This is a genomic window from Oscillatoria nigro-viridis PCC 7112, from assembly GCF_000317475.1.
Taxonomy (GTDB): Bacteria; Cyanobacteriota; Cyanobacteriia; order Cyanobacteriales; family Microcoleaceae; genus Microcoleus; species Microcoleus nigroviridis.
The window spans coordinates 138,497-162,658 of sequence record NC_019729.1; the positions used below are offsets into that span (position 1 = coordinate 138,497).

Annotated in this window: 16 protein-coding genes, 2 tRNA genes and 1 pseudogene; 13 read left to right on the plus strand and 6 right to left on the minus strand. The window is 43.6% G+C overall.

What is annotated here, in order from left to right; all coding sequences use genetic code 11:
* Positions 1-154 precede the first annotated feature (154 nt).
* From OSC7112_RS35085 to OSC7112_RS00610, 8 genes are all read left to right on the plus strand, one after another.
* Positions 155-1,024, plus strand: coding sequence for a M48 family metallopeptidase (locus OSC7112_RS35085; protein WP_015174094.1), 870 nt, complete (start codon positions 155-157; stop codon positions 1,022-1,024).
* A tRNA-Leu gene (locus OSC7112_RS00580) sits at positions 1,003-1,084 on the plus strand. Before OSC7112_RS35085 ends, OSC7112_RS00580 begins: the two co-directional genes overlap by 22 nt.
* Before the next feature lie 205 nt (positions 1,085-1,289).
* Positions 1,290-1,484: a hypothetical protein gene (locus OSC7112_RS39190; protein ID WP_015174095.1), complete on the plus strand. Its 195-nt coding sequence runs from the start codon at positions 1,290-1,292 to the stop codon at positions 1,482-1,484.
* A 640-nt stretch (positions 1,485-2,124) separates the two neighbouring features.
* A tRNA-Leu gene (locus OSC7112_RS00590) sits at positions 2,125-2,206 on the plus strand.
* 205 nt (positions 2,207-2,411) lie between these two features.
* Entirely contained in the window at positions 2,412-2,861 is a 450-nt protein-coding gene (locus tag OSC7112_RS00595) for a DUF6923 family protein (protein ID WP_015174097.1), read from the plus strand.
* Positions 2,862-3,521: 660 nt separating this feature from the next.
* A complete protein-coding gene (ltrA, locus tag OSC7112_RS00600; RefSeq protein WP_015174099.1) occupies positions 3,522-5,339 on the plus strand; it encodes a group II intron reverse transcriptase/maturase in 1,818 nt (605 codons plus the stop codon).
* Positions 5,339-8,410 carry a ring-infected erythrocyte surface antigen domain-containing protein gene (locus tag OSC7112_RS00605; protein ID WP_190274308.1) on the plus strand — a complete coding sequence of 1,024 codons (3,072 nt, stop codon included), beginning with the start codon at positions 5,339-5,341 and terminating at the stop codon, positions 8,408-8,410. The genes ltrA and OSC7112_RS00605 overlap by 1 nt, the downstream gene beginning before the upstream one ends.
* A gap of 314 nt (positions 8,411-8,724) precedes the next feature.
* Complete coding sequence (locus OSC7112_RS00610; RefSeq protein WP_015174101.1) at positions 8,725-9,600, plus strand: DMT family transporter; 876 nt, start codon at positions 8,725-8,727, stop codon at positions 9,598-9,600.
* Between the two features lie 260 nt (positions 9,601-9,860).
* Here OSC7112_RS00610 and OSC7112_RS36765 read toward each other — a convergent pair.
* A pseudogene (locus OSC7112_RS36765) lies at positions 9,861-10,969 on the minus strand (IS630 family transposase).
* A gap of 262 nt (positions 10,970-11,231) precedes the next feature.
* On the opposite strand from OSC7112_RS36765, the gene OSC7112_RS39195 reads away from it, so the two are divergent.
* Positions 11,232-11,408 (plus strand): hypothetical protein, encoded by a 177-nt coding sequence (locus tag OSC7112_RS39195; RefSeq protein WP_190274309.1) that lies wholly within the window; start codon positions 11,232-11,234, stop codon positions 11,406-11,408.
* Between the two features lie 314 nt (positions 11,409-11,722).
* Here OSC7112_RS39195 and OSC7112_RS00625 read toward each other — a convergent pair whose 3' ends face one another.
* Positions 11,723-13,360, minus strand: coding sequence for an acetolactate synthase large subunit (locus OSC7112_RS00625; RefSeq protein ID WP_015174103.1), 1,638 nt, complete (start codon positions 13,358-13,360; stop codon positions 11,723-11,725).
* 148 nt (positions 13,361-13,508) lie between these two features.
* Entirely contained in the window at positions 13,509-14,876 is a 1,368-nt protein-coding gene (locus tag OSC7112_RS00630) for an NAD-dependent succinate-semialdehyde dehydrogenase (RefSeq protein ID WP_015174104.1), read from the minus strand.
* Between the two features lie 15 nt (positions 14,877-14,891).
* Here OSC7112_RS00630 and OSC7112_RS39200 point away from each other — a divergent pair, with 15 nt between their 5' ends.
* The 4 genes from OSC7112_RS39200 (at position 14,892) to OSC7112_RS34250 (ending at position 19,375) form a co-directional block, all read left to right on the plus strand.
* Complete coding sequence (locus tag OSC7112_RS39200; RefSeq protein ID WP_041622299.1) at positions 14,892-15,071, plus strand: hypothetical protein; 180 nt, start codon at positions 14,892-14,894, stop codon at positions 15,069-15,071.
* Positions 15,072-15,438: 367 nt separating this feature from the next.
* The gene (locus tag OSC7112_RS00640) at positions 15,439-15,954 is read left to right on the plus strand and encodes a hypothetical protein (protein ID WP_015174106.1); all 516 of its coding nucleotides are present in this window, start codon (positions 15,439-15,441) and stop codon (positions 15,952-15,954) included.
* Positions 15,955-16,043: 89 nt separating this feature from the next.
* Positions 16,044-16,541 carry an AAA-like domain-containing protein gene (locus OSC7112_RS00645; protein ID WP_223300917.1) on the plus strand — a complete coding sequence of 166 codons (498 nt, stop codon included), beginning with the start codon at positions 16,044-16,046 and terminating at the stop codon, positions 16,539-16,541.
* Positions 16,542-16,639: 98 nt separating this feature from the next.
* Positions 16,640-19,375 (plus strand): AAA-like domain-containing protein, encoded by a 2,736-nt coding sequence (locus OSC7112_RS34250; protein ID WP_015174108.1) that lies wholly within the window; start codon positions 16,640-16,642, stop codon positions 19,373-19,375.
* A gap of 137 nt (positions 19,376-19,512) precedes the next feature.
* On the opposite strand, the gene OSC7112_RS00655 is transcribed toward OSC7112_RS34250, so the two are convergent.
* The 3 genes from OSC7112_RS00655 to cysC all read right to left on the minus strand — a co-directional run bounded on the left by OSC7112_RS00655 (position 19,513) and on the right by cysC (position 24,141).
* Positions 19,513-21,837: a GumC family protein gene (locus OSC7112_RS00655; protein ID WP_015174109.1), complete on the minus strand. Its 2,325-nt coding sequence runs from the start codon at positions 21,835-21,837 to the stop codon at positions 19,513-19,515.
* Between the two features lie 143 nt (positions 21,838-21,980).
* A complete protein-coding gene (locus OSC7112_RS00660) occupies positions 21,981-23,579 on the minus strand; it encodes an SLBB domain-containing protein (RefSeq protein WP_015174110.1) in 1,599 nt (532 codons plus the stop codon).
* A gap of 37 nt (positions 23,580-23,616) precedes the next feature.
* Positions 23,617-24,141: an adenylyl-sulfate kinase gene (gene cysC, locus OSC7112_RS00665; protein WP_015174111.1), complete on the minus strand. Its 525-nt coding sequence runs from the start codon at positions 24,139-24,141 to the stop codon at positions 23,617-23,619.
* Between the last annotated feature and the right edge of the window lie 21 nt (positions 24,142-24,162).

The window sequence follows — 24,162 nt, forward strand, 5'->3', positions numbered from 1 at the left end:
TCATTAGGAAAAAGGAAGCAGGAAGCAGGAAGCAGGAAGAAGAAAGAAAAATAATTCAACCTTTTTCACTTGCCAATTGCCAATTCATAATTCCCATTTCCCAATGACCAATGACTAACGACCAGTGACTATTGACTAATGACTCAGGATTAAAATGTCGAACATACCGCTCATCGGTTTGAAAGCAGACCAGTTTCGCCACCCGCTAGACTTGGAAGCTACCAGCACTCTCAAACAACTGCCCGGGCTGGATTTGATGGTGCGGCAGTTGCTGGGACAACTGGGCGAACAGTTTTTTATGCTGGAAAATCTGGCTTCCAGCGTCCAAGTCGGCGAAAATCAATTGCCCCACCTGCATCAATTGCTGTTGGATGCCTGCAAAACTCTTGATTTGGAACCGCCGCAGCTTTATGTCCGCCAGCATCCGATGCCCAATGCTTACACCTTTGCGATGCGGGGAAAACAGCCTTTTGTGGTGATGCACACTTCTCTGATTGATTTGCTCACAGACGAGGAAGTTAAGGCAGTAATTGCTCACGAGTTGGGGCATTTGAAGTGCGAACACGGAGTTTACCTGACTCTGGCTAATTTAATTGTGTTGGCCGCCGGTCAATTTTCGCCTGTAGGAACCGTGCTCGCCCAGGGTTTGCAGGCGCAAATGTTGGAATGGTTGCGGTGTGCGGAATTTACGTGCGATCGCGCCGCCTTGCTCGCCACCCAAGACCCAAAAGTGGTAGCATCGCTGTTGATGAAACTGGCCGGAGGTTCGCCGAGTTTAGCTCCGAAACTGAATGTCGATGCGTTTTTGGCGCAGGCCCGGGCCTACGACGACCTCAGCAGCACTCAACTGGGAGAAATGCTCAAACAAGCTCAGACGGCTCAGTTGTCCCATCCTGTACCAGTATTGCGCGCCAGAGAGATCGATCGCTGGGCAAGTTCAAAAGATTATGAATCTTTGCTTGCAATAAATCGATCGGTGTGTTATGATGGTGAAACCCAAAAGGGCGGGTGGCGAAATTGGTAGACGCATCAGACTCAAAATCTGACACCGAAAGGTATGAGAGTTCGATTCTCTCCCCGCCCACTGCTAAAAAAGCTAGTGATGTCTTAATAAAGAACTCTGTGCTAGGTAGCCCAGTAGCTCCAAGTGCATATCTCATCACTTGATATCCCCCTTGCTGGTGGCTGTGGTTGCTAGTCGAGTATTTTCCCAACTTCAGTTGAAATAACTCATGAGCAACCGCACTATTACTTTCATCTGCTTTTTTATGTAATAAAAACAGAAAAAGATGAGTAAGGAGGCAAGCAATATACCTTCTGTGGATTTAGCTATGGTTCCAGGCACAGTTGATCTCCAAAATTGTGTCTCGAATCAGGTAAGCAAACTGTATACTCTTGATTTAGCCACAGGTAAAGCAACATTCATCGGCTCTCTTGGATTTGTGCTGGAAAGTGTATCGAAAAGTACAAAATTTTGGCAATAAAATCACTGAAATTCTTACCCAGAGACACATCAGCTATATCAATCACCGGATAGCCAGGAGACCCCCTTCATCGGTGAGATCATTACAGAAGTGTATGATATTGCCTTTGTATATTCACAACTCTATGGCATGGAGCGAGTACGATCTCGATAAAATGCTCGTTGCTGCTGACTTCGCACCACTGAAAGAAGAGAAAGATATTACGTTTTATTAATAAAAAAAAAATTATCTACGCCTTTAGATAGAGTAATAGTCATGCCCGGAGCGGTAAAATTGGCGACCAATTCTAGCAGATGCTGAGAGTTGATCGGCACTAATGGAAATACCGTCATCAGCAACCTCGAGTATGATTTCTTAACAGTTTTGCAAAACAAGTCTAATAGCATATATCACATTAAGTGATTACCAAAAACTGAATGTAGATGCGTTTTTGGCGCAGGCGTGAGCCTACGACGACCTCAGCACCACTCAACTAGGAGATATGCTCAAACAAGCTCAGACAAGCTCAGACGGCTCAGTTGTCCCATCCTGTACCAGGATCGCGCGCCAGAGAGATCGATCGCTGGACAAGTTTAAAAGATTATGAATCTTTGCTTGGAGGAAATCGATCGGTGTGTTATTAGCGTGAAACCAACACAAAGGGCGGGTGGCGAAATTGGTAGACGCATCAGACTCAAAATCTGACACCGAAAGGTATGAGAGTTCGATTCTCTCCCCGCCCACTGCGAGGAAAGCTAGTGATGTTGTAATAAAGCGCTCTGTGCTCAATAGCCAAGCAGCTCCAACTGCATCTATCATCACTTTATCTCGCACTCGCTGGTGGCTGTCGTTGCTAGGCGAGTATTTTCCCAAAATCAGTTGAAATAACTGATGACCAACCCCACTTTTACGTTCATCTGCTTTTTTATGTAATAAAAACAGAAAAAGATGAGTAATCAGGGAAGCAATATACCTTCTGTGGATTTAGCTATGGTTCCAGGCACAGTCTATATCCAAGATTGTGTCTCGAATCAGTTAAGTAAACTGTATACTCTTGATTTAGCCACAGGTAAAGCAACATTCATCGGTGAGCTCATTACAGAAATGTATGATATTGCCTTTGTTGATTCACAGCTCTATGGCATTGAGCAAGAAGGCGGCACAACGCAGCTCGTTAAAATTGACATCAAAACGGGCGAGACTATTGTCATTGGGGATACGGGCTTTGCTACAGCCGGCTTGGCTTATAACGCCCAACGTCAAACCCTTTATGCCACCACAGCTAAACAACTCATTGCCCTCGATCTCAAAACAGGAAAAGGTACACCAGTAGCTACCGTAGCGAATAAAGACTACAACTGTGGTGAAGTTGCTTTTGATAGCAATGGCATAGCATAGTGCGATTCGTTCAGTCGAAACCGAGAAATTGGGGGATGACTGGCTTCTACAGGGTAATCCATGAGGATTGAGTTCGCACTTTAATCCCTTGTAGATGACAACTTCATAACCTTGCAGGTGAGCGTTAGTATCCTAGAAAACGATAAGTCCTGCCCCTCAGACGTAGAGGTGAAAGCATATCTCCCACTGTAGAGACTAGCCATCAATCGGTGAAGCGGAGATAAAAGCGGAAAGAGCCACTAGCCTAAAAGTGGTATCCCGTGAGCAAGTTCCTACGGATAGCAAATGCGAAGTCACTGCCTGAATCACCGTTACGGCGAACCAGCGAAATAAGGCTTTATGCGCTGGTAGTCCCAAAAGGGCATTAGTACAGGGTGGTATGAGAATTTTGCCCGACATACCTACGTTACCCAAAAACTCGGTGAAGAGGTGACATCCTAACGGAACAGACCAATGGTTATGAGGAACGAAGTAACCCACCTGATTACTCTCGAAGAGGTCGAATACTTCGAGCAGTCAGCTAAGACGAAACATCTGGACTTCCAGGTAACAGGTGGTAGAGATTGAGTCAAAAGCCAACGCCTCACTGCAATGGTGAGGATATGCTAACGGACTTACGGTAATACGGATGGTATAGCTACAAGTAGCAATGAATATGTTATGAACACGGTAGAAAAACCGATGTATGAATGGAACGATATCAACTGGCGAAAGCTAGAGCGTAACGTTTTTAAATTGCAAAAGCGGATATATCAAGCGTCTAATCGTGGTGATGTCAAGCTAGTACGCAGACTCCAGAAACTGTTGATAAGTTCTTGGGCAGCAAAAGCATTATCGGTTCGTCGGGTAACACAAGATAATCAAGGAAAGAAGACGGCAGGCGTGGACGGTGTTAAATCGCTGACCCCAAAGCAACGTCTCGCACTGATAGATAAAATATCATTGGGTTCAAAGGTTAAGCCAACACGCCGAGTTTGGATACCCAAACCAGGGACAGATGAGGAAAGACCGTTAGGCATACCGACAATGGAAGACCGAGCCTTGCAAGCGTTAGTCAAACTGGTGTTAGAACCAGAATGGGAAGCGCGATTTGAACCTAACTCATACGGGTTCAGACCAGGACGCTCGTGCCACGATGCAATAGGAGCAATATTCAGTGCGGTAAGTCAGAAATCAAAATATGTGCTGGATGCCGATATCAGTAAATGCTTCGACCGCATTAACCATGATGTACTTCTCTCAAAATTAAATACCTATCCTACCCTACGGAGACAAATCCGGGCTTGGTTAAAAGCTGGTGTTATGGATGGAAACAAGCTGTTCCCAACTGATGAAGGGACACCACAGGGCGGGGTGATTTCACCTCTACTTGCCAATGTCGCCTTACATGGGATTGAGGAATTGATTATGGGTTTAGCCCCAAAATTCGAGATGAGAGACTCTCGTGGTCATACTTATGGATTACGAGACAAAATCAAATCGATTTCACTGATACGATATGCGGACGATTTCGTAGTTCTCCATGAGGATGTAGAAGTTGTGAAGCTGTGTAAGGTTGAGATAGAGAAGTGGTTAAGTGACATTGGGTTAGAATTAAAGCCGAGTAAAACAAGATTAGCCCACACCCTGAATAAACTAGATGATGAAAAACCTGGATTTAACTTTCTAGGATTCAACATCAGGCAGTTTCCAGTAGGAAAACACAACTCAAGTAAGGGAACTAGAGGCACTTTATTGGGCTTTAAAACTATTATCAGCCCTAGCAAGGAAAGTCAGAAAAGGCACTACAGAAAAGTTGCGGAAGTAATAAATAAATCGCGTGGGTTAAACCAAGCGACTTTAATAAAAAATCTCAATCCTATCATTAGGGGTTGGTGTAACTACTTCTCAACAGTCGTCAGCAAGAAAATATTTGATAGGCTGTGGCACTTAGTGGTTTGGAAGCTTCTCAAATGGGGTCGCCATCGTCATAGGAACAAGGGCAGAGGATGGACACGCCTTAAATACTTCAAAACCGTAGAAGGCAATAACTGGGTGTTCGCAACCGGAGAGGGTAACAATCCTCTAAAGCTCATACAACATAGTTCCACTGAAATAAAGCGCTATGTAAAAGTAAAAGGGATGGCATCACCCTATGACGGTGACTGGATATATTGGAGTTCAAGAATGGGAGTACACCCAGAAATACCCGTAAGAGTAGCCAAACTACTCAAGCGACAAAAAGGGAAATGCGCTCACTGCGATAACTACTTCAAAGATGGAGATTCGATAGAGGTTGACCACATCGCCCCCAAATCGAAAGGTGGAAAGGAATCGTATGATAATTGGCAGCTACTCCATCGACATTGCCACGACACAAAGACTGCCAATGATGGCAGTCTTGGTAACAAATCTAGCTGCAAAAGTGCTAAACCTAAGCCACCAGTGGAACCAAGCCTTTGGGCTTGGGAAAACGATATGTTGGTAATGACGTACTGATGACAACAGCCGTTTTATTGAGGAGCGGAATGATGGGAAACTATCACGTTCCGTTTTGGAGAGCAGTGGAGGAGGCGACTCCTTCACTGACTTTAATCATAACATTAATTGGTTACGACAAGAAGAAATTACTTGCTAGATGCAATCTCGATACTAGCGAAGTTAAAACTATTGGTGATACCGGATTTCCTGGTATTGGCAGTATGGAATTTGTTAGCAATGTCCTGTATGGCGTTACGGGCAGCTTTTTTAACTTGGGAAAAGACGGTCAATTAATCCGCATTAATACCAAGACAGGTAAAGGCACATTAGTGGCTCAAACCATGCCTAGCGGTCGTTGGGCAGGAATTGCGGTTTATCAACCAGCAGCAGAAGCGATCGCAACCATCACTTCAAAAGTTAACACTGAAGGTACACAAGCTGCACAAACAACTACTACAACTCGTGAGGAAACTATGCAACTGTTAACGATTGATACCAAAGAAAACTGTTACGTTATCAATACTGCTCAGATGAATGACTTGCAACAAAATGTTGCTAAGTCTCTGACATTAGACAAAGGAACTTTTGACATCCAAATTACCAGCGGTAGCTACAGTTATAGTGCAGACAATACCGTCGGTGAGCCTTTTGTTTTTCTCTGGATTTATGGACTTGATGGCAGTACCTTTATCAACACAAAGACAGGTGTTGAGACAGGTGGAACTTGGGCAACTTTAAACGGCTATAACGACAAATTGCAGTTAGACATCAAAGAAAAAGCTGTAGTCTGTGCTTTATTCTTTGATACCTATAGTGGTGATAATCAAGGACAAGTGACTGTTTCAATCACTGGCAATCAACAGTTTAATCCCCAAACTTTAACCGTTGATAGCAAGGAAAACTGCTATTCGCTGGATGGCAATTATCTCTCCACTCTTAAAAAAGCCAATGCTAATTCTATCGAGTTAGCCCCAGGGAACTATCGCGTCAAGATTCGGGAAAGCAATGCCACCTATGGAGCAGAAGCAAAAAATTTCCAATTAGAACCTTGGGCGTTACTGTTGATTCAAGGGGGAAAATTTATCTCCAAGTTGACAGGAATTGAACTTAGCGAAAGTTGGTGTTCCTTAAATGGCTTCAAAGATGACGTTATTTTTGAAGTCAAACAAAAAACCACCCTCTCCGGCTTCTTTTTTGATACATACATAGAAGATAACGAAGGGCAAGTTGTTTTAGAAATCAACAACATCAGCGATCTAGAAGTAGCCGAAGAATATGCACAGTCATCACTACCACCTGGTACGGGCAGCGGCGAAAGCAGTGTTAGTGTAGTGGGTGGTGGTAGCACAACTAGCTCTGGTGGTACAGGAGTTACGACTGGTGGCACAACTAGCTCTGGTGGTACAGGAGTTACGACTGGTGGCACAGGAGTTACGACTGGTGGTACAACTAGCTCTAGTAGTACAGGAGTTACGACTGGTGGTACAGGAGTTACGACTGGTGGTACAACTAGCTCTGGTAGTACATCAGTTACGACTGGTGGTACAACTAGCTCTGGCCCTGACAATATCAATATTGGCAGTGGATTTAACTTCAGTTTTGACCAAGATCAGATGGAACAAATGTGGCAGCAAATGGCAGCCCAAATCAATAGTTCCATCACAGTAACAGGCGATCCGAACGAGAAAAAAGAAGCTTATTGGGACAATTTGGAAAAATGGCTGCTTAAAGGCTATCAAACTCAAGCTAAAGACTTAGGGATGAAGGTAGCACGGCTGGAGTTTATGCTTAAGACTCTTACCCAACAAATGGAAGTTAGTTTTAATCAGAATTTCCACAATTGGTCGGGGTACTTCAACAAAAATCTCAATGACTTATTTATTTCCCGAATTCCCCGCATTGTTAGTGAGCAGGTGAATTTAAGAATCTCTGAACAAACCCAAGAGATTAAAAACTTAGTGCTGCAACAAATGCAAACCGAACTCAATGAGCGTGTTGAGTCCGTCGTTAATCTCAAAGTGTCTAATCAGACTCAAGAAGTTAAGAACCTCGTAGTTCAGCAAATGCAAACTGAACTTGAGCAACGGATTGACAATGTAGTTAACATCAAAATTGCCAATCAGTCTACAGAGATTAATACCCAGGTAATTAATCAAATGTCGGCTGATATTGATGAGCGCATTAGTAACTCCGTTAATGTCCAAATCGCAAATCAATCTCAAGAGATCACTAATCAGGTAATTCAGCAACTCCAACATACTATCGATCAGCGTGTTGAGAATGTGGTGAGCATCAAGATTTCCGATCAAACCCAGAATGTGAAGAATCTGGTGATTCAGCAAATGCAAACTTACATCGATCAACGCATCGATAATGTCGTGAACCTCAAAGTGTCTAATCTATCTCAAGATATTAACACTCAAATTGTTCAGCAAATTCAACACGACATAGATCAGCGGATTAATGCCGTAGTTAATCTCAGAATTGCTGACCAAAGCCAAAACATTAAAAATTTGGTCATTCAGCAGATTGAAGCTAACATGGATCAACGCATCAATACGGTGGTTAATCAATCTAGCAATCACAACGTGCAGTTAGTGACTACTAATATTGTCAACGATCTTGACAATCGCATTAATACTAGCTTGGATAACAAGATTCTCAACTTCCGTAATGATGTCTCTGCTATCGTCAATAATGAGCTGAACCAAAACTTCACGCAGAACCTCAAAAATACGATTTTTGCAGAATTGAAACAGCAACAATTCTACCTGGATATGAACTTGATCAAGGCAGAAGTTGAGAACTTCTACTCTAATCTGGCACAGTTTGAGAATCAGTTCTATTTACGAATTGAACAAGGGGACACTCAACTGTATAACTGGACGCTGGAACAACTTATTGCTCTCCAAGGTTGCTTAACAGATCGTCAGGCTTTAGTGGAGCTCTTTGAATCTTTCGCCAATAAACTCAAAGACGAATTAGAGAATGCTGAATGCGTTCGTCCCGATCGTTTTGGTTCTTGGGTAAGAACAGATATGCGGTCACAATTTCAACCTTCGCAATCTCCGGGATTACCACAAGGTTAATCCGTAGGTAGACATATATCTTGGGTGTCCGAAGAAAGGAACGAAGCCATCCCAAACTGCAAGCGAATTCGTTCCTCTATTCGGACATGACGGTATTGATTTACGTTCACCGCCCAGTGCTAAAAAAGCTTAATAAATCTAGGGTTCCAGGTAGGTCACCGGGAACCCTAATTTATATGGCATGGGGAATCGGGCATCGGGAATCGGGCATCGGCCAAAGAGGGCATCGGGAATTGCGAATTGGTAACTAATGACAACAGTCAACAGTCAACCGTTAACAGTCAACAGTCAACAGTCAACAGTCAACAGATTTTATGGGTGAAATTGCCGCTTTAGGCGCTGCATTTGTCTGGGCTCTATCTTCAACTATCTGGCAGCGAGTGGAACACCAATTCCCGGCAGTGGTGCTAAACTTGCTCAAAGGCGCGATCGCCCTTTTCCTGATCCTTGCCACTGTACTAATTTTAGGCAAACCCTTACCCGCAATCAACCCTAATATTTTAGCAGTGCTGCTCATCAGCGGCGGCTTAGGAATTGGCATCGGAGACACCACTTTCTTTATCGTATTAAAATATTTAGGCGCGAGGCGAACGCTGCTTTTAGAAACCCTATCTCCCCCTTTAACAGCTTTATTGGGCTTAATATTTTTGCAAGAAAACTTATCGCCCATTGCTTGTACTGGCATTCTTTTAACAATCGGCGGCGTAGCGTGGGTAATTGCAGAACGAACAGCCGAAACAATCTTACCATCAAAACATCTGTGGCAGGGATTAGGGATTAGTTTATTAGGACAAATAGCCAACGCCGCTGGAGCTATTTTATCCCGCGCCGCCTTCACTCAAATAGATATTGATCCCCTGTGGACAGTAGCCTTGCGTTTGAGCGGCGGCATGGCAGTCATGCTCTGCTTTTTGAAACCAACAAATCTTGACAGTTTCCAACAATTAAAAGCGCCAAAACTATTAGGTGCAATAATTCTAGCAGCTTTTTTAGGAACCTATCTCGGAATTTTCCTGCAACAGATTTCGCTGAAATATGCACCCGCAGCAATCGCTCAAGCACTCATTTCTACCAGTCCCCTGTTTATACTGCCTTTAGCGGTGCTGGCGGGCGAAAAAGTGAGCATTCGGGCTGTTTTGGGGGTAGTTGGTGCGATCGGCGGAATCGCCTTATTATTGGGTTTGAAGTGATGAGATGCGAGACAGAAGTATTGGGGCTTGCTAAAAAATCAAAAAATAGGCTGTTTCGTACTTAGGATCGCGAATTAAATAACTTACAATTTTAATTGTTATTGTGGGATAGGCTCTTATAGCCCGTTCAAAAAGGACGGGCGGGACGCCCATCCCACTTTCAAGAGTGGAAGTTATTTAATTCTCATTCCTTAGTGTGCTTAAATATTAGTTTAAGTAGCCAAAAACGGGTCTTCCATACTTAGTAAGCTGTTCGACATCTAAACAGCATTAACCAAGTTACCTTTATTTTTTATTTTTCGGTTCCATTTCATAATTAGTCCTCCTTCGTTTAAAAGTTTATGTAACAGTGATTCTAGTTTTTCAATGGATTCAAATAATCTATTAGCAACATATTCCTTGGCAGAATGCCATACTAATTCAACTAGGTTATAGTCAGGGCTATATTTGGGCAAAAACTCTATGATTAGATTCGGCATTTCTGACGCTATTTTCTGCAAAGTCTCGGCTTTTTTATGAAAACTAGCGTTGTCCAAAATTATCACAAACTTACAGCCCTTATCTTTAAAGTCTTCGGCTAAATTTCCTTGCAATATCCACTCGGCTTTTAAATCTTCATAAAAATTTTTTAGCACTGCATAAAAATTAGCAGAATTCCCAGATGGAATAAAATCTACCCATCTTTTTTATCTGAATATCTCACTCCACCCATGACATTAATACGACCTTTTCGTCGCTCTCCTCTTTTTTACTTCGAGTCCCTTTTTTACACCAGTTCTTCCTTCTGATTACTCTTAAACTAAATCCACTCTCGTCCCAAAACCATACCTGTAAAAGGTTAGGAGATTCTTTTCTATTTTTAGATATTCAGCTAATTTATCTTTAAATAAACCCCTCTCTACGGTATCTTGTTTATCCTCTAAGCTATATTTTGCCCAAAGGTAAACATACTTTTTTGACTTTAAAATCCTCCTTACTTGAGTGCTACTCAGTTCAATTCCTGTCTTTTTTCCTAAATATATGGCAAGTCTAGCTGTTGTCCATCTCCCGAATTCATAGCCATATTTCTCAGGTTCTACTTCAATTGTCTCTAGAAGTAAATCAATGTATTCTTCTGTGGCTTTTCGGTAGTTACCCTTCATCCTATCATCTTTAAAACTGTCTAAATTCTCAGGATCACCATGAATACTCCAATAAGCAACTTTTCTTAGAGAACATCCAATTAGTTCAGCAGTTTGAGCTTGTGTATTTCCGTTATTTAGTAACAAAAAATTAAGGCTCTTTGCCGAATATCTGGATGCTCATGCTCTTTTAATACTTGTTGAAGATTTTCCTTTGTTTCGGAACTTAGAAAGTTTTTAGCAGGCATTCACTTTTTCTGAATATCATTATGTTATATTATACCAATATGCGTTTTAAATGCACAACAGCTTATGCTCAAATATTACTGGAAGTAGCCACCAACTAAAATACGTCTGAATTGACTGAAAAACCGCCTCTATTTAAGTTAAATATTGCTAAAAAATATTGCCCCGCAAGGATTTGAGGCATTTCTTGAGAAAAATTAGCACACTAAGTACGGCAGACCCAACAATTGGGAGGCAGTCAACATTGCCAAAAATATAACTAACGTGATAACTAACGTGGCGATGGATGTAGGGCTAATTCTAGGAGTGGTTTCAGTTGCAATGGATATCCATGCAGTCAAAAACGAACGAGAATTAGCTCAGGAACTGGTTGAAGCTCGTGGCGAGAGAATGAGTCAGTTTATTGCCATTGCCAAAGACCTCGAAACTCAGATAGAATAAAAAATCCGACAAGTTAAAATAAAACTATCCAGAGAAATTGAGAACCAAATTGCAGCCGATCGCCAAAAGGAAAAGGAAGTGATTTATGCTTCTAATACTTGGGTAAAACAATTGGCAGAAATCCGTAATAATTTTGACCTGATTATCCAGTACATCACGAAGGCAACAGCTAATCCGAATACTTGAATCTGAGAAAGCGCGATCGCCCGCGACATCCCAACTTGTCAAAAAGCGCGATCGTGCGATCGGATATAACCGCAAACAACACGGCGATGGAGGAAACGGCACTGCCGTTTCCTGATTTCTGGCTACGCTTACAAATTGCAACTCATATCCCCAGATAATTGACTGAAACGCGCATTTTCCCGATAGTCTACCGGACAGTCAATCACGCAAGGGACATCTTGAGCCAGGGCTTCTTTCAGAATCGGAATTAAATCCGTTGCAGATTCCACTCGATAGCCTTTTAAACCCATACTTTCCGCAAATTTTACAAAGTCGGGATTGCCAAATTTGACGAAATCGGAATGACCAAAATAATCTTGCTGCTTCCATTCAATTAACCCGTAACCGCCGTCATTAAATATCAGCGTTACAAAATTAGTACCGACTCGCAAAGCAGTTTCTAACTCTTGGCAATTCATCATAAAACCACCGTCTCCGGTGGCTGCTACTACTTTGCGATCGGGATAAACGAGTTTTGCAGCTACCGCACCCGGAATCGCAATTCCCATCGCGGCAAAGCCGTTGGAAATCAAACAGGTATTCGGGCGATCGCAATGATAGTGCCGCGCGATCCACATTTTGTGAGCTCCCACATCAGATATAAGAATATCTTCCGGGTCCAGAACTTGCCGCAAATCGTAAATGAGTTTTTGTGGCTTGATCGGGAAACCGTCGTCGGCTGCATATTGTTCGTACCCAGCGCGAATATCCGCCCGCAATTGCTTAGCAAAAGGGTCTACTTTCTCCATGCGATCGGCACGCTGCAAAATTTCATTGAGGGAATCAGAAATATCCCCCACAACTTCTATAAGAGGAATATAACTGCTGTCAATTTCTGCTGGCAAAGATCCAATGTGAATAATCGGAATTTTTCCTTCTGGATTCCACTTCTTCGGAGAATATTCTATCAAATCGTAGCCAACAGCAATCACTAAATCCGTTTCTTCAAAAGCACAACTAATGTAATCCCGTTTTTGCAATCCCGTCGTCCACAGTGCCAAAGGATGAGTGTAAGGAATTACACCTTTACCCATGAAAGTATTAGCTACAGGAATATTCAATCGAGTAGCAAATTGTGTCAAAGCATCGCTGCCGTTAGCGCGGATCGCGCCGTTTCCTACTAAAAGCAGAGGACTTTTTGCCTTGGAAATTGCCACAGCGGCTTTATTCAAGCTTTGGTAAGCGCCAAAAGTTTTTTCGCGGTTGTCTTTAGTGAGCGGCTGTCCTTCAGCAGGCATGGCTGCGATGTTTTCAGGTAAGTCAATATGAACTGCTCCCGGCTTTTCACTTTGAGCTACTTTAAAGGCTTTGCGGACAATTTCTGCCGTCGTGCTGGGGCGCACAATTTGAGCATTCCACTTAGTAACTGGCGCAAACATGGCGACCAAATCTAAATATTGGTGCGATTCTATGTGCATCCTGTCTGTGCCGACTTGTCCGGTAATTGCTATTAAAGGAGCGCCGTCTAAGTTGGCGTCAGCAACTCCTGTCATTAAGTTAGTTGCGCCAGGGCCCAAAGTGGACAAGCAAACGCCGGCTTTGCCGGTGAGACGACCGTAAACGTCTGCCATGAAAGCGGCGCCTTGTTCGTGGCGAGTAGTAATAAATTTAATTGAAGAGTTTCTCAGGGCTTCTAGAACTTCTAAATTTTCTTCTCCGGGAAGTCCGAAGACGTATTCTACGCCTTCATTTTCTAAACATTTTACCAATAGTTGAGCTGTGTTCATTTCCGTTTTTATCCTCGGCTAATGGGTTTTTTTGGTCTTTGTTTTTCAACCGATCGCAAAAATACTAAAGGGGAATTTTTAACCGCAGGTAAACGCAGATAAACCCAGGCTTATGTAGATTTGTGCGATCGGTTGATAGAGTGGGAGCTTATTTCACCCACACTGTTTTAATGTTAACAAATTCGTGTATTCCTTGGATGCTCAATTCGCGTCCGTAACCGGAGCGTTTGATGCCGCCGAAGGGCAATCTAGGGTCGGATTTTACTAAACCGTTGATGAATACGGCGCCGGCCTCTAGTTCGGAAATAAATCGATCGCTCTCTGAGTTTACTGTAGTCCAAGCTGACGCACCCAAGCCAAAAGATGTGCTGTTTGCGAGGGCGATCGCCTCATCGATGTCTGCAACTCGGAATACTAAAGCTACGGGCCCGAAAAATTCTTCTTGACGGGCAGAGGCATTCGGCGGAATATCTGCCAGAATAGTTGGCAAGTAGAAATTGCCGGCATTCTCTGACAAGGGGCAGCCACCTGTCAGAAGTTTTGCTCCCGATTGGATGCAAGTTTGCACTTGATTGTCCAAGTCTTTGAGGATTGCGGGAGTAGCTAAAGGGCCGATATCGGTTTCTGGCAACATCGGATCGCCTACTTTTAATTGCTCGAATTTTTCGACAAATCCTGTGATGAATTCGTCGGCAATCTCTTCTGCTACAATAAAGCGTTTCGCGGCGATGCAAGATTGACCGTTATTCAGCATCCGGGATGTCACAGCAGTTGATAAAGCTGCTGCTAAATCGGCGCTGGACATCACAATAAATGGGTCGCTTCCTCCCAATTCCAGCACTACTTTTTTCAAATTTTTGCCCGCATTTGCTGCCAAACTTTCACCCGCTGGTTCGCTACCGGTGAGAGTTGCTGCTTTGATACGATCGTCCGCAACGATATCGGCTACTTTGTCGGCGCCGACTAACAAAGTTTGAAAAACTCCTTCGGGAAAGCCAGCAAGCGTAAAAATTTCTTCGATTTTCAAAGCGCACTGAGGCACGTTGGAAGCGTGTTTGAGCAAGCCGACATTGCCAGCCATCAGCGCCGGCGCCGCAAACCGAAAAACTTGCCAAAATGGGAAATTCCACGGCATGACGGCTAAAATAGGGCCCAGCGGTTGGTAGCGGACAAAGCTGGTGCTAGCATCGGTGGTTGCCGGTACGTCTGCCATAAATTGAGCGGCATTTTTGGCGTAATACCGACAAACTAAGGCGCATTTTTCCACTTCGCCGATCGCAGATTTAAGCGTTTTGCCCATTTCCAGGGTCATCATTTCAGCGTAAATTTCGCGATCGCGCTCCAAGATGTCGGCAGCTTTCTGCATCCACAGAGCTCTCTGTTCAAACGGCAGTTGGCGGTATTTGTTAAAAGCTTGCTGTGCTAATTCCAGCTTAGCTTCTATTACCTCATCTGCGATCGGCTCGAAAGTTTTCAGCGTTTCTCCCGTTGCTGGGTTAATAGTAGCAATAGCCATTGTTTCATCTCCTGTGTGAAAAACACAAAAACCCCTGCTAGTTTTAAAGCTAGCTGGGGAGTTGTATCGATGTATTACAAAATAGGAATTTACCAGCCACGTTTTCTTTCAGGTCTTGCCAATTTGCAAGTGCCGCAATTTGTTGAAATTTTTCTACTTTTAATTATAGTCCAAGATGTCGATCGCAAATATTAAGAAAATTAGTCTTTAAAGTTAATGTTGAGCCGGAAATGCGATCGCAGAATGGAGTGCAGGCGTTGCTGACTGAAAGCATCCAGGGTACAAAGCCCCCGGATTAATCCCTTCGCATCGTCAGCCGGGGGAAGGATTGGGACAGGAGTAATTCTCAAATCTCAAATCGGCCGAGGATGTGATCGGGCAGAACCCGGTGTCATAGGAATATTAGCTAAAAACCTTCTAAGTATTCCGGATGAGTTGTGAGGCTTAGTGATAATACTGAAAGATGCTCGTAACAAAAAAACAAGGGGATCGGCAGCTATTGCTTCTAGTAATGGTGAATTTGACTACGATATCTCGTGAATTTTACAGGAGTTAGGCTCGCATGGACTCAATGCAAAAGTTAGCTGATTTAGAAAAAATATTGGATGTTGAGTATAAAAAACTTCGTAAGTTCCAGTATAGGATTGCTCATACCTCAAACGCTGCTGAAAAGTTCGATCTTGAAGTCCGAATTGAGCAGGAGATCCTGCCAATGATTCGCCAGCATGAGCGTGAGTATTGGAATATTCTTGTGCAAGAGGCACCATTTTGCGAAGTAATAGAAAAGGATGCGCGTAATGCCATCGTTGAGGTTGTGACAGAAGTGGAACTCATTCAAATCCAACCTAATAAATATTCCGATGAGTTGATGCAGAAGTTACAGGAGATTCTCGACAAGCTAAATGAACCGCAGACACCTGCGGCAGCAAAACTGAAAGTCGCTCTGCCTCTTGTACCTTTAATTATGTCTTATGAGGTGGAACTGGATACAGAAATCTCGTTGAGAAGGGTATTTGATCGAATTAAAAAAATTTTTAAGCAAGCAATAGATGAAAAAGAAAAAAAAACTCACAAATAGCAGTTTCACCTGCAACCTCAAAACCTAATCTGACGAACGATCAACCCAAAGAGTTAACACGCCCAAAACTACCAGTTTTACGATCGGAAATTTATCGGAGGATGAAGCAGCCAAAAACAGTAATCTGCGTGAAGACTTCCTCACAAATGAAAACAGCCTCTTTAATAATGAAAATTATGAAGGAAGACATTCCTCAAGGCTATCAAGCAGTATCCGTGGACTTTCAGCAGGCAAACAAAGATGCGTTCACCAGTTCCGAACGGTTATTGCAGTGGTTTTGTACCGAAATTACAAGCAAACTTAAGCTAACAAATACACTAGCTGAGTTTTGGCAGGGAGTAATACCGGGCAACATGAAATGTACCAACTACTTTCGAGAATACCTGCTAGCGGAAATTCAAACTCCCCTTGTCTTGGTATTGTATAACGTCGAGTTTATTCTTGAACATCAAGCGATCGCAAACAACTTTTTTGGATTGCTGCGCTCTTGGAAACATAATCGCAGGAACGAGGATACTTTGAAAAAATTGCGGTTGGTGATTGTGCATTCTAAAGATATCAGAACCGATCCGCCATTCAATGTATGACTCGTGATTTAGTTTGGAAAGCCAGAAGCAGGACAATAATGTTTTGGTTTTACGCGACTTGTGTCCATAGTATTTTATTAGTGGAGAGTTAATTGATTATGTCTCAATACTATGTCGGAGGACCTTTACCTGCTGATTCCTCTACCTACGTCGAGCGGGAAGCAGATGAAAGGTTCTACCAAGCTTTAAATAATGGGGAATATTGTTATGTCCTGAACTCGCGGCAAACGGGCAAATCCAGTTTGATGGTGAGAACAATGGAACGGTTGAGGACACAAGGGTTTGCTTGTATTGCGATTGATCTTACTGAGATCGGCACGGATATTTCTTCTACAGACCAATGGTATCGAGCGGTAATTGAGAGCCTGGTGAATGAGCTTAGAGAGCAGGATATAAATCTCGATAATTTTGATTTAGAAACCTGGTGTAAGCGTCATAAATTTCGTTCGTCGCTGCAGCAATTGAACCATTTTATTAAAGATAAATTGGTAACTCTGCCAAAAAAAGTAGTCATTTTTGTAGATGAGATAAACTGTGTTCTCAGTCCCAGTCTGAAGGGCAAGCTAGATGATTTCTTTGCTTTGATCCGAAGTTGCCATAACCGACGCGCTCGCAAACCAGAATTCAACCGTATAACTTTTGCCCTGTTAGGGGTAGCCATTCCCTCAGATTTGATCGGCGATCCAAACAAGACTCCGTTTAATATTGGTACGAAGATTGAGCTTAACGGCTTTCATCTGCATGAAGCTGAACCCTTGATTCAGGAATTACAGGGGAAAGTTAGCAATCCCCATGCGGTGCTGCAAGCAGTCTTAGATTGGACGGGTGGGCAACCTTTTCTTACCCAAAAAATTTGCGAACTTATAACAAACGGTATGGAGGCATCAGGGGTAGAACAGTTGGTGCAACAGCGAATCGTTCAAAATTGGGAATCCCAGGATAACCCGCCACATTTGACGACGATACGCGATCGCATTCTTAATTACGAGTCCAGCCTGGAAAGTGTAGCTCGATTACTAGAGGTATATGAGCAAATTTTAGATAAGGGAGAAATGACTGCTAATAGCAGCAATGAAAAACCAGAATTGCTGTTATCAGGGTTGGTTGTTAAACAGGATGGGAAATTAAGAGTTTACAATCAGATTTACCCGCTTATTTTTAATTATCAATGGGTTAATAAGCAGTTACAGTTGGTTAACAATCAGCTACTGAATCAACGACCTTACCAACAGGAAATAACGAAATGGCTTGCTAATGACCAACACCCATCCAAACTGTTGCGAGGAAAAAAATTAAATGAGGCACTCCTATGGAGTAAGGGTAAAACCTTGAGCCGAGAAGACAATGTTTTTATAACGGCAAGCCTAGAATTGGAAAGACGAAGGAACCGGCGTAACTTTAGCTTAACGATTTTGGGATTTTTGGGGGCTGGGTGTTCGATAGGCATCTGGTCTATGTGGCATATCAATCAGGTGGATCAGAAATTCTTTAGCGAAGGTGAGCGGACTCTCTTTAAGGGCATTGAAAATTCCAAGCGCGATCGAGGTATTGAAGCTTTCAAAGATGAAAAGTATGCCGATGCTATGAATTATTTTGAAGACGCGATACAAGCTAATCCTACAGATCCAGAAGTACAAATCTATGCTAATAATGCCACAGCCTTGTTGAAAAATAAGGAATCAGGAAACAAAGAAAAGGATAAATTAGTCACTCTCGCCGTAGTTTTACCTCTCGATCCTAAAGACGAAATCGCTGCGGAAATCTTGCGAGGAGTGGCACAAGCACAAACAAGTTTCAACAAAAAATCGAAGGATAGATTCTTAAAAATTAAGATCGCTAAAGATGACAACGCTCCCGATAAAGCTAAAACAGTTGCTCGGAAACTAATCGAAGACCCAGATATTATAGGAGTGATTGGACACAACACGACTAAAGCTACTGAATCTGCGCTAGATGAGTATCAAAAAGCTCGTATAGCCATCATCTCCCCTACTAGCACAGGCACTTCACTGAAGAGACAGAATATTAAAACTAAAACTAACGTTTTTTTCAGATTTTTCAGAACCGTGCCGAACGACGAAAAACCTAGCGTTTTTTTTAGAACCGTGCCGAATGACGAAAAAACTGCTGAAAAATTAGCGAGTTATGCCATAGAAAACAACTACAAACAAGTTGGTATTGCCAATAACCCTAATAGTACATATAGCAAGAGCATAACGCAGGAGTTTCAAACATTTTTTGAAGACAAAAACAAAGGTCGATCGGTTGTCGGAGATCCGATTAATTTGAGCTATTCTGCACTGGATGCTTCTGGTGTAGTTTCAAAAATGTATGATAATCAAGTTAAGGCATTTGTATTGTTGCCAGACACAGAGACTATTTCTGTGGTTAATGAAATTGCCAGCGCCCAGCAAAGGTTAAGCCAGCAGGGGACTAAAAAGCTACCGCTACTGGGAGCTGATGCTTTGTACAATCCAAAGATTTTCGAGGCTGGAGATGCTGTTGAAGGTTTGGTTTTAGCTGTACCTTGGTTTGCAGAAGAACCAAATTCAAAAAAATTTGCTGGTGAAGCTGAGAAAAGATGGAAAGGGCGCGTTAGCTGGCGCACCGCTGCTAGTTATGATGCAACTCAAGCTTTTATTAAAGCTCTACCTTCGGATGAGAAACCCACTCGCCAGAAGATATTAGCAACTCTCCAAGAGCGTAATTTTTCACAAAATGAATCTTCAGGAAATCCAATCCGCTTTTCTAACGGTGAACGCCAAGGTCAAGAACCAGTTCTTGTCAAGGTAGTTAAAAGTAGCGACGGCCTCCAGTTTGAACTGGTTAAATAATGAAGATATCAAGAAATTGTCAACAGCCTGGAAGCAAATCCCTAGTATAGCGGTAGGGTGCGTCGCCATCAAAAATCCCAAAAAAGAGCGAAAATCTCGCAGCGACGCACCCTACGATAATTAGGTATTCCTCTCCCTCAAACAGACTGTTCCTGAACGTAATCCTGCACGTAAGACTGATAGTAATACCTGCTGCCTTTATCGTTATTCGCCACCATTCCCAACAGCGGAATTCCCGCCATTTTCAAATCTTCAAAAGCCAACAACAGCGCCTCCCGCTCAGTTTGATGCAGCCCTACTACCAGCATCAACCCGTTAGTGTGAGCCGCCAACAAATTCGCATCCGCCAAACCTAAAAGCGGCGCAGTATCGTAAATAACTAAGTCAAAATGACTTGACAAAGCTGCCATTAAATGCTGCATTTTTCGGGAAGAAAGCACCTTTGTGGGATCGAGAGGAACCGGGCCGGAAGTTAACACAAACAAATTTTCATCGCGGGGCGATCGCAAAATCACCTGTTGTACATCCACATCCTCAGAAATCACATTGTGCAAGCCTTGCCAATTCGGTAAACCCAGCATTTCGTGCACCTGCGGGCGCCGCAAATCCGCATCCACCAACAGCACTTGCTGGCCCATTGCTGCTGCTGCCCGCGCCAGATTGACTGCTACAGTAGACTTGCCGTCAGCTACTTGACAAGAAGTAATTACGCAAGAATTGATTGGAGTATTAACGTTTAGTAAGCGAATATTAGCATTGAGCGATCGAAAAGCTTCTTGAAAAGCATCCGTCGGCATCGGCGAAATTGCCACATCCACCGGGCTTGTCTCAGCAGGAGGAAGTCTCAAAATTTTATCGCTAGCAGGAATTACCCCCAACAAAGGCAGGCGAATCGACTGTTTGACATCCTCTGGAGTTTGGAACACCGTTTTATTCTTAAACCGTTCCGCCAACTGCGCCGCCAGCATACCAAACAGCAAACCAGCCAATCCCCCCAAAGCCAAATTCAAAGGCATAATCGGAGCAACAGCCATCAACTCGCCATTTTTGTAACGCGGAATTTCCGGCTTAGCAATAACTTCCCAAGCCACCTCTTTTTTGCCCACAGCTTCAAGCTGCAAAGCTTGCTGTTTTGCCAGCAAACTATTCAGCGTATTGTTAGTCAAATCCAACTCGCGCTGCAAATCCGAATAGCGCCGCAAAATCACCGGGAATTTTTGAGAGTATTGATTCAACTGCTTAGCAGCTTGTTCCAAAACTTGATTCCGCACGCCCAGCACCTGAATTAAATTAGCAGTACCGATAAACTGCTCGATTAACTTAATCCGCACCGGATCTTGAAAAGCCAGCACTTGTGAATTTACCTTAGCCAAATCAGTTCCCAGAACCTGTTGGGCTTCTTTCTTCAACAAAGGAATCAGGTTCTTGCGCTGTTCTCGCAACAATTGCATTTGCGGAGTTTCGTCTGTAAACGTAGCCGAGTTAATCGCAATTTGCCCTTCTAATTGCTGCAATTGAGTCAGCATCGCTTGATAGCGGGGAGCTTGACTTATAGCCGATGCCATCAGCGCTTGCTGCTGGTTCAGTCCGAGCTGATTTTGCAGATTGGAATAGAGCAATCTCTGCTGGTTGAGCTGCGTTTGCGCGTCCAATCTTTGCGCTTGCAGTTGGCTGATTTGCTGCGAAAGCTGTTGGGTTTGAATTTGCGGATCGATGAAATTGTACTGCTGCCGCAATTTTTGAATTTCTGTTTGCAGAGCTTGTTGGCGCTTTCGCTGGTTGGGAATTTGCGATTTCACAAAATCCAGAGTCTGACTAATTTGAGTTGTAGTATCTTGCACGCTGTAGTTGCGGTAGCCTAGCGCAACTTTTTCCAAAACAAACTGAATTTTTTTCGGATCGTAATCGCGATATTTAACTTCGATAATCTTGGTATTTTTGAATCGATTAATTGACAGCCTAGTTGCCCGAGAAAACGGCAAATTATCTGCTTTTTGGTTCAAGAGGTAGTTGTAATTTATTTCGGGATACTTAGCCTGCAACTGTTTAATAATCGGCGACATTACTTGCGGGCTTTGCAAAACTTGAATTTGGGATTCGTAGTCAAAACCCCCCTTTTCGGTCGTCGCGGGGGGCGCTGGTTGCAGTTTCAGCTCACCGGAGTATATTTTTGCTAAAGTATTTTGCGTAACCGCTGGTTCTACTAATAATTGAAAGTGCCCTTCGTACTCGCTTTTTTGATTCAGTGTCCAGGCGAAAACTCCGGTAGTCACTGCCGCTGCTACGCCGATGACTAAGATGGAGCGACTGCGGCAAACTTCCCAAAAACTTAACTCTTCTGCCTCGGTTTTGTTTCTGCCTAAAAATTGATCTTCTTCATAAAGCCCAGAAGACATCTTTTGCATATCAGCGGCTTTTTTATGATTAAACAGTGCGACTTGAGATTTTTTCCCTGGTTTCATTGGATTTCTACAACTTATTAGTTTAAACGTCTGTATTGGTGGAGGAGTTTCAGGAAATCGGTTGATTCCTAGATATTTCATTACCCAACCGCAACTTTTTCTATAAAGCGGGTTTCTGAGGTCTTAATGCCAGTCTATTCAAATCACCGAAAAATATTGAACAACCGAAATATTCCTAACAGCGGGCTGAGAGGAGCGAGAGTCCCGCCTACATTATCCGAGAACGTAGCGCGACCCGATCGCCTTACCATAATTACATCATTGTTTTTCAGTTTGGGATTAGTTTCTTCATTGGCAGTTGCAGAAAAATTAACCTTAACAGTTAGCTGGGAAACTGTGCCGTTAGGATTGAGGCGAATTAAATCCACCGAATCCATTTGAGCCCGCGCTTTATTAAAACCTCCCGCTGCTACCAGCGCTTGATTTAAAGTAGTGTTGGGCAGTACCGCAATCGCTCCCGGTTTCACGACTTCTCCCACAATGTTGACCTTAATCGTATCCGGGGAAAAATTAGAATTAGCAACTTGTTCGTCTTGGGTTGCATCGAGGTTTTCGGCTTTGGGAACGATTACCGTATCTCCCTGTTGCAGCGCTAAATCTTGGGATACATCTCCCCCTTCCAAAAGTTGCCACAAATTCACATTAATAATTTGTTCTGTACCCGCCCGCGTCAGGCGGCGAACTTGTATTTGTCTGATATCAGCTACCGGCGTAATGCCGCCCGCCATTTTAATTGCCCTCGTGACAGTTTGCTGCAAAACATTTTCCCCGCCGCTGGTTTCGCTGGCAGCAAACAAACCCGAATTTTCACCCATTTCATTCTCTTGTACCCTACTTTGAGCCTCTTTTGCCAAAGTATAAGTACCGGGGCGAGTTACTTCGCCCACCACAGCAATATTAATTGGTTGAGTGCTTTGTCCGGTAATGTTAGCTACTGCTAAAGTCGGTGCTTCTTGGCGGTTGAGGCTAGTTACAGTGGGAATAAATATAGTATCGCCGTCGCGCAACGTCATATCGGCCCGCAAATCGCCGTTTTGCAATAATTCCCACAAATCCACACTAATAATTTGTTCGGGTGCGTTGCGCTGGGGGCGGCGGATTTTGATTTGCCGCACGTCTGCTGACTGGGTAATTCCGCCGGCCATTCGCAGAGCCCGCGATATCGTTGGCATTTGAGTTCCCATTTGCTCTGCTGTGCCTCCGGGGCCTGCTGTTGAGGATATTGTATAGGCTCCGGGGCGGTTGATTTCGCCCGCGATCGCAATTTGCAAAGGACGTGCCGCCAGCAGTTTCAGGGTAATCCAAGGACGTTTGAGGTATTTGCCGTATTTGTCTTTAACAGCATTAGAAGCTTGTTCTAGGGTCATCCCGTACACCGAAACGCTGCCAATTAACGGCAAATTCAGGGAACCGTCTGCCTGTACTTGGTGTTGACCGTTGGGGCCGCTGTATTCCGGGACGTTGAAGATGTCCATTTGAATGCGATCGCCCGCTCCTAAAGTGTAAACTTCCGATCGGACACTTGAAGGTTCACTTGCCGGAACCGCCGGAAATCCCGGAACTGCGGGCACGGGTACGGGAACAGAAGAGCCAGGAGGAGGAGGAGGAGGAGAGAAAGCAGGAGGAGGAGGCAAAAACTGAGCCATTGCCGGAGATGAACCTGCAGCCAGCGCTGAAACTGTTAAAAATTTGACCGTTAAACCTTTGACAGTATTGAATTTTGAATAGTTTTTGCTCGCCATCGCCTTTTGCCCCTATCCGCTTCCTACCCCGCCACCATCAAATGTAACCCAACTCTTCTAACTTGCTCAGAACTTTTTTAACACTCTCTTCCACACTTTCTCGCTCTGTGTAACAAATAATCTCAGGATTGAGCGGTTCTTCATAAGGATCGTCAATTCCCGTAAAACCCTTAATTTCTCCGGCTCTCGCCTTAGCGTACAGCCCCTTGACATCGCGACTTTCGCACACTTCTAACGGCGCTGTGACATATACTTCCACAAAATTTGGCTCGATTCCTCTAATTTCGTCGCGAATTGCTCTGTAGGGGCTAATAGCTGCCGTAATTGCCACAACTCCATTGCGACTGAGTAAGTTGGCGACAAATCCAATCCGCCGAATATTAGTATCTCGGTCTTCTCGGCTAAATCCCAAACCTTTTGACAAGTTGGTGCGAACGACATCTCCATCCAATATTTCCACTTTGCAACCTCTTGCCTTCAATTCTGGTTCGAGAGCTTTGGTGATAGTTGTCTTGCCGGAACCGCTCAGCCCGGTGAACCACAAAATAAAACCTTTTTCCATTTTCAATTGTTTGGTTAGTAG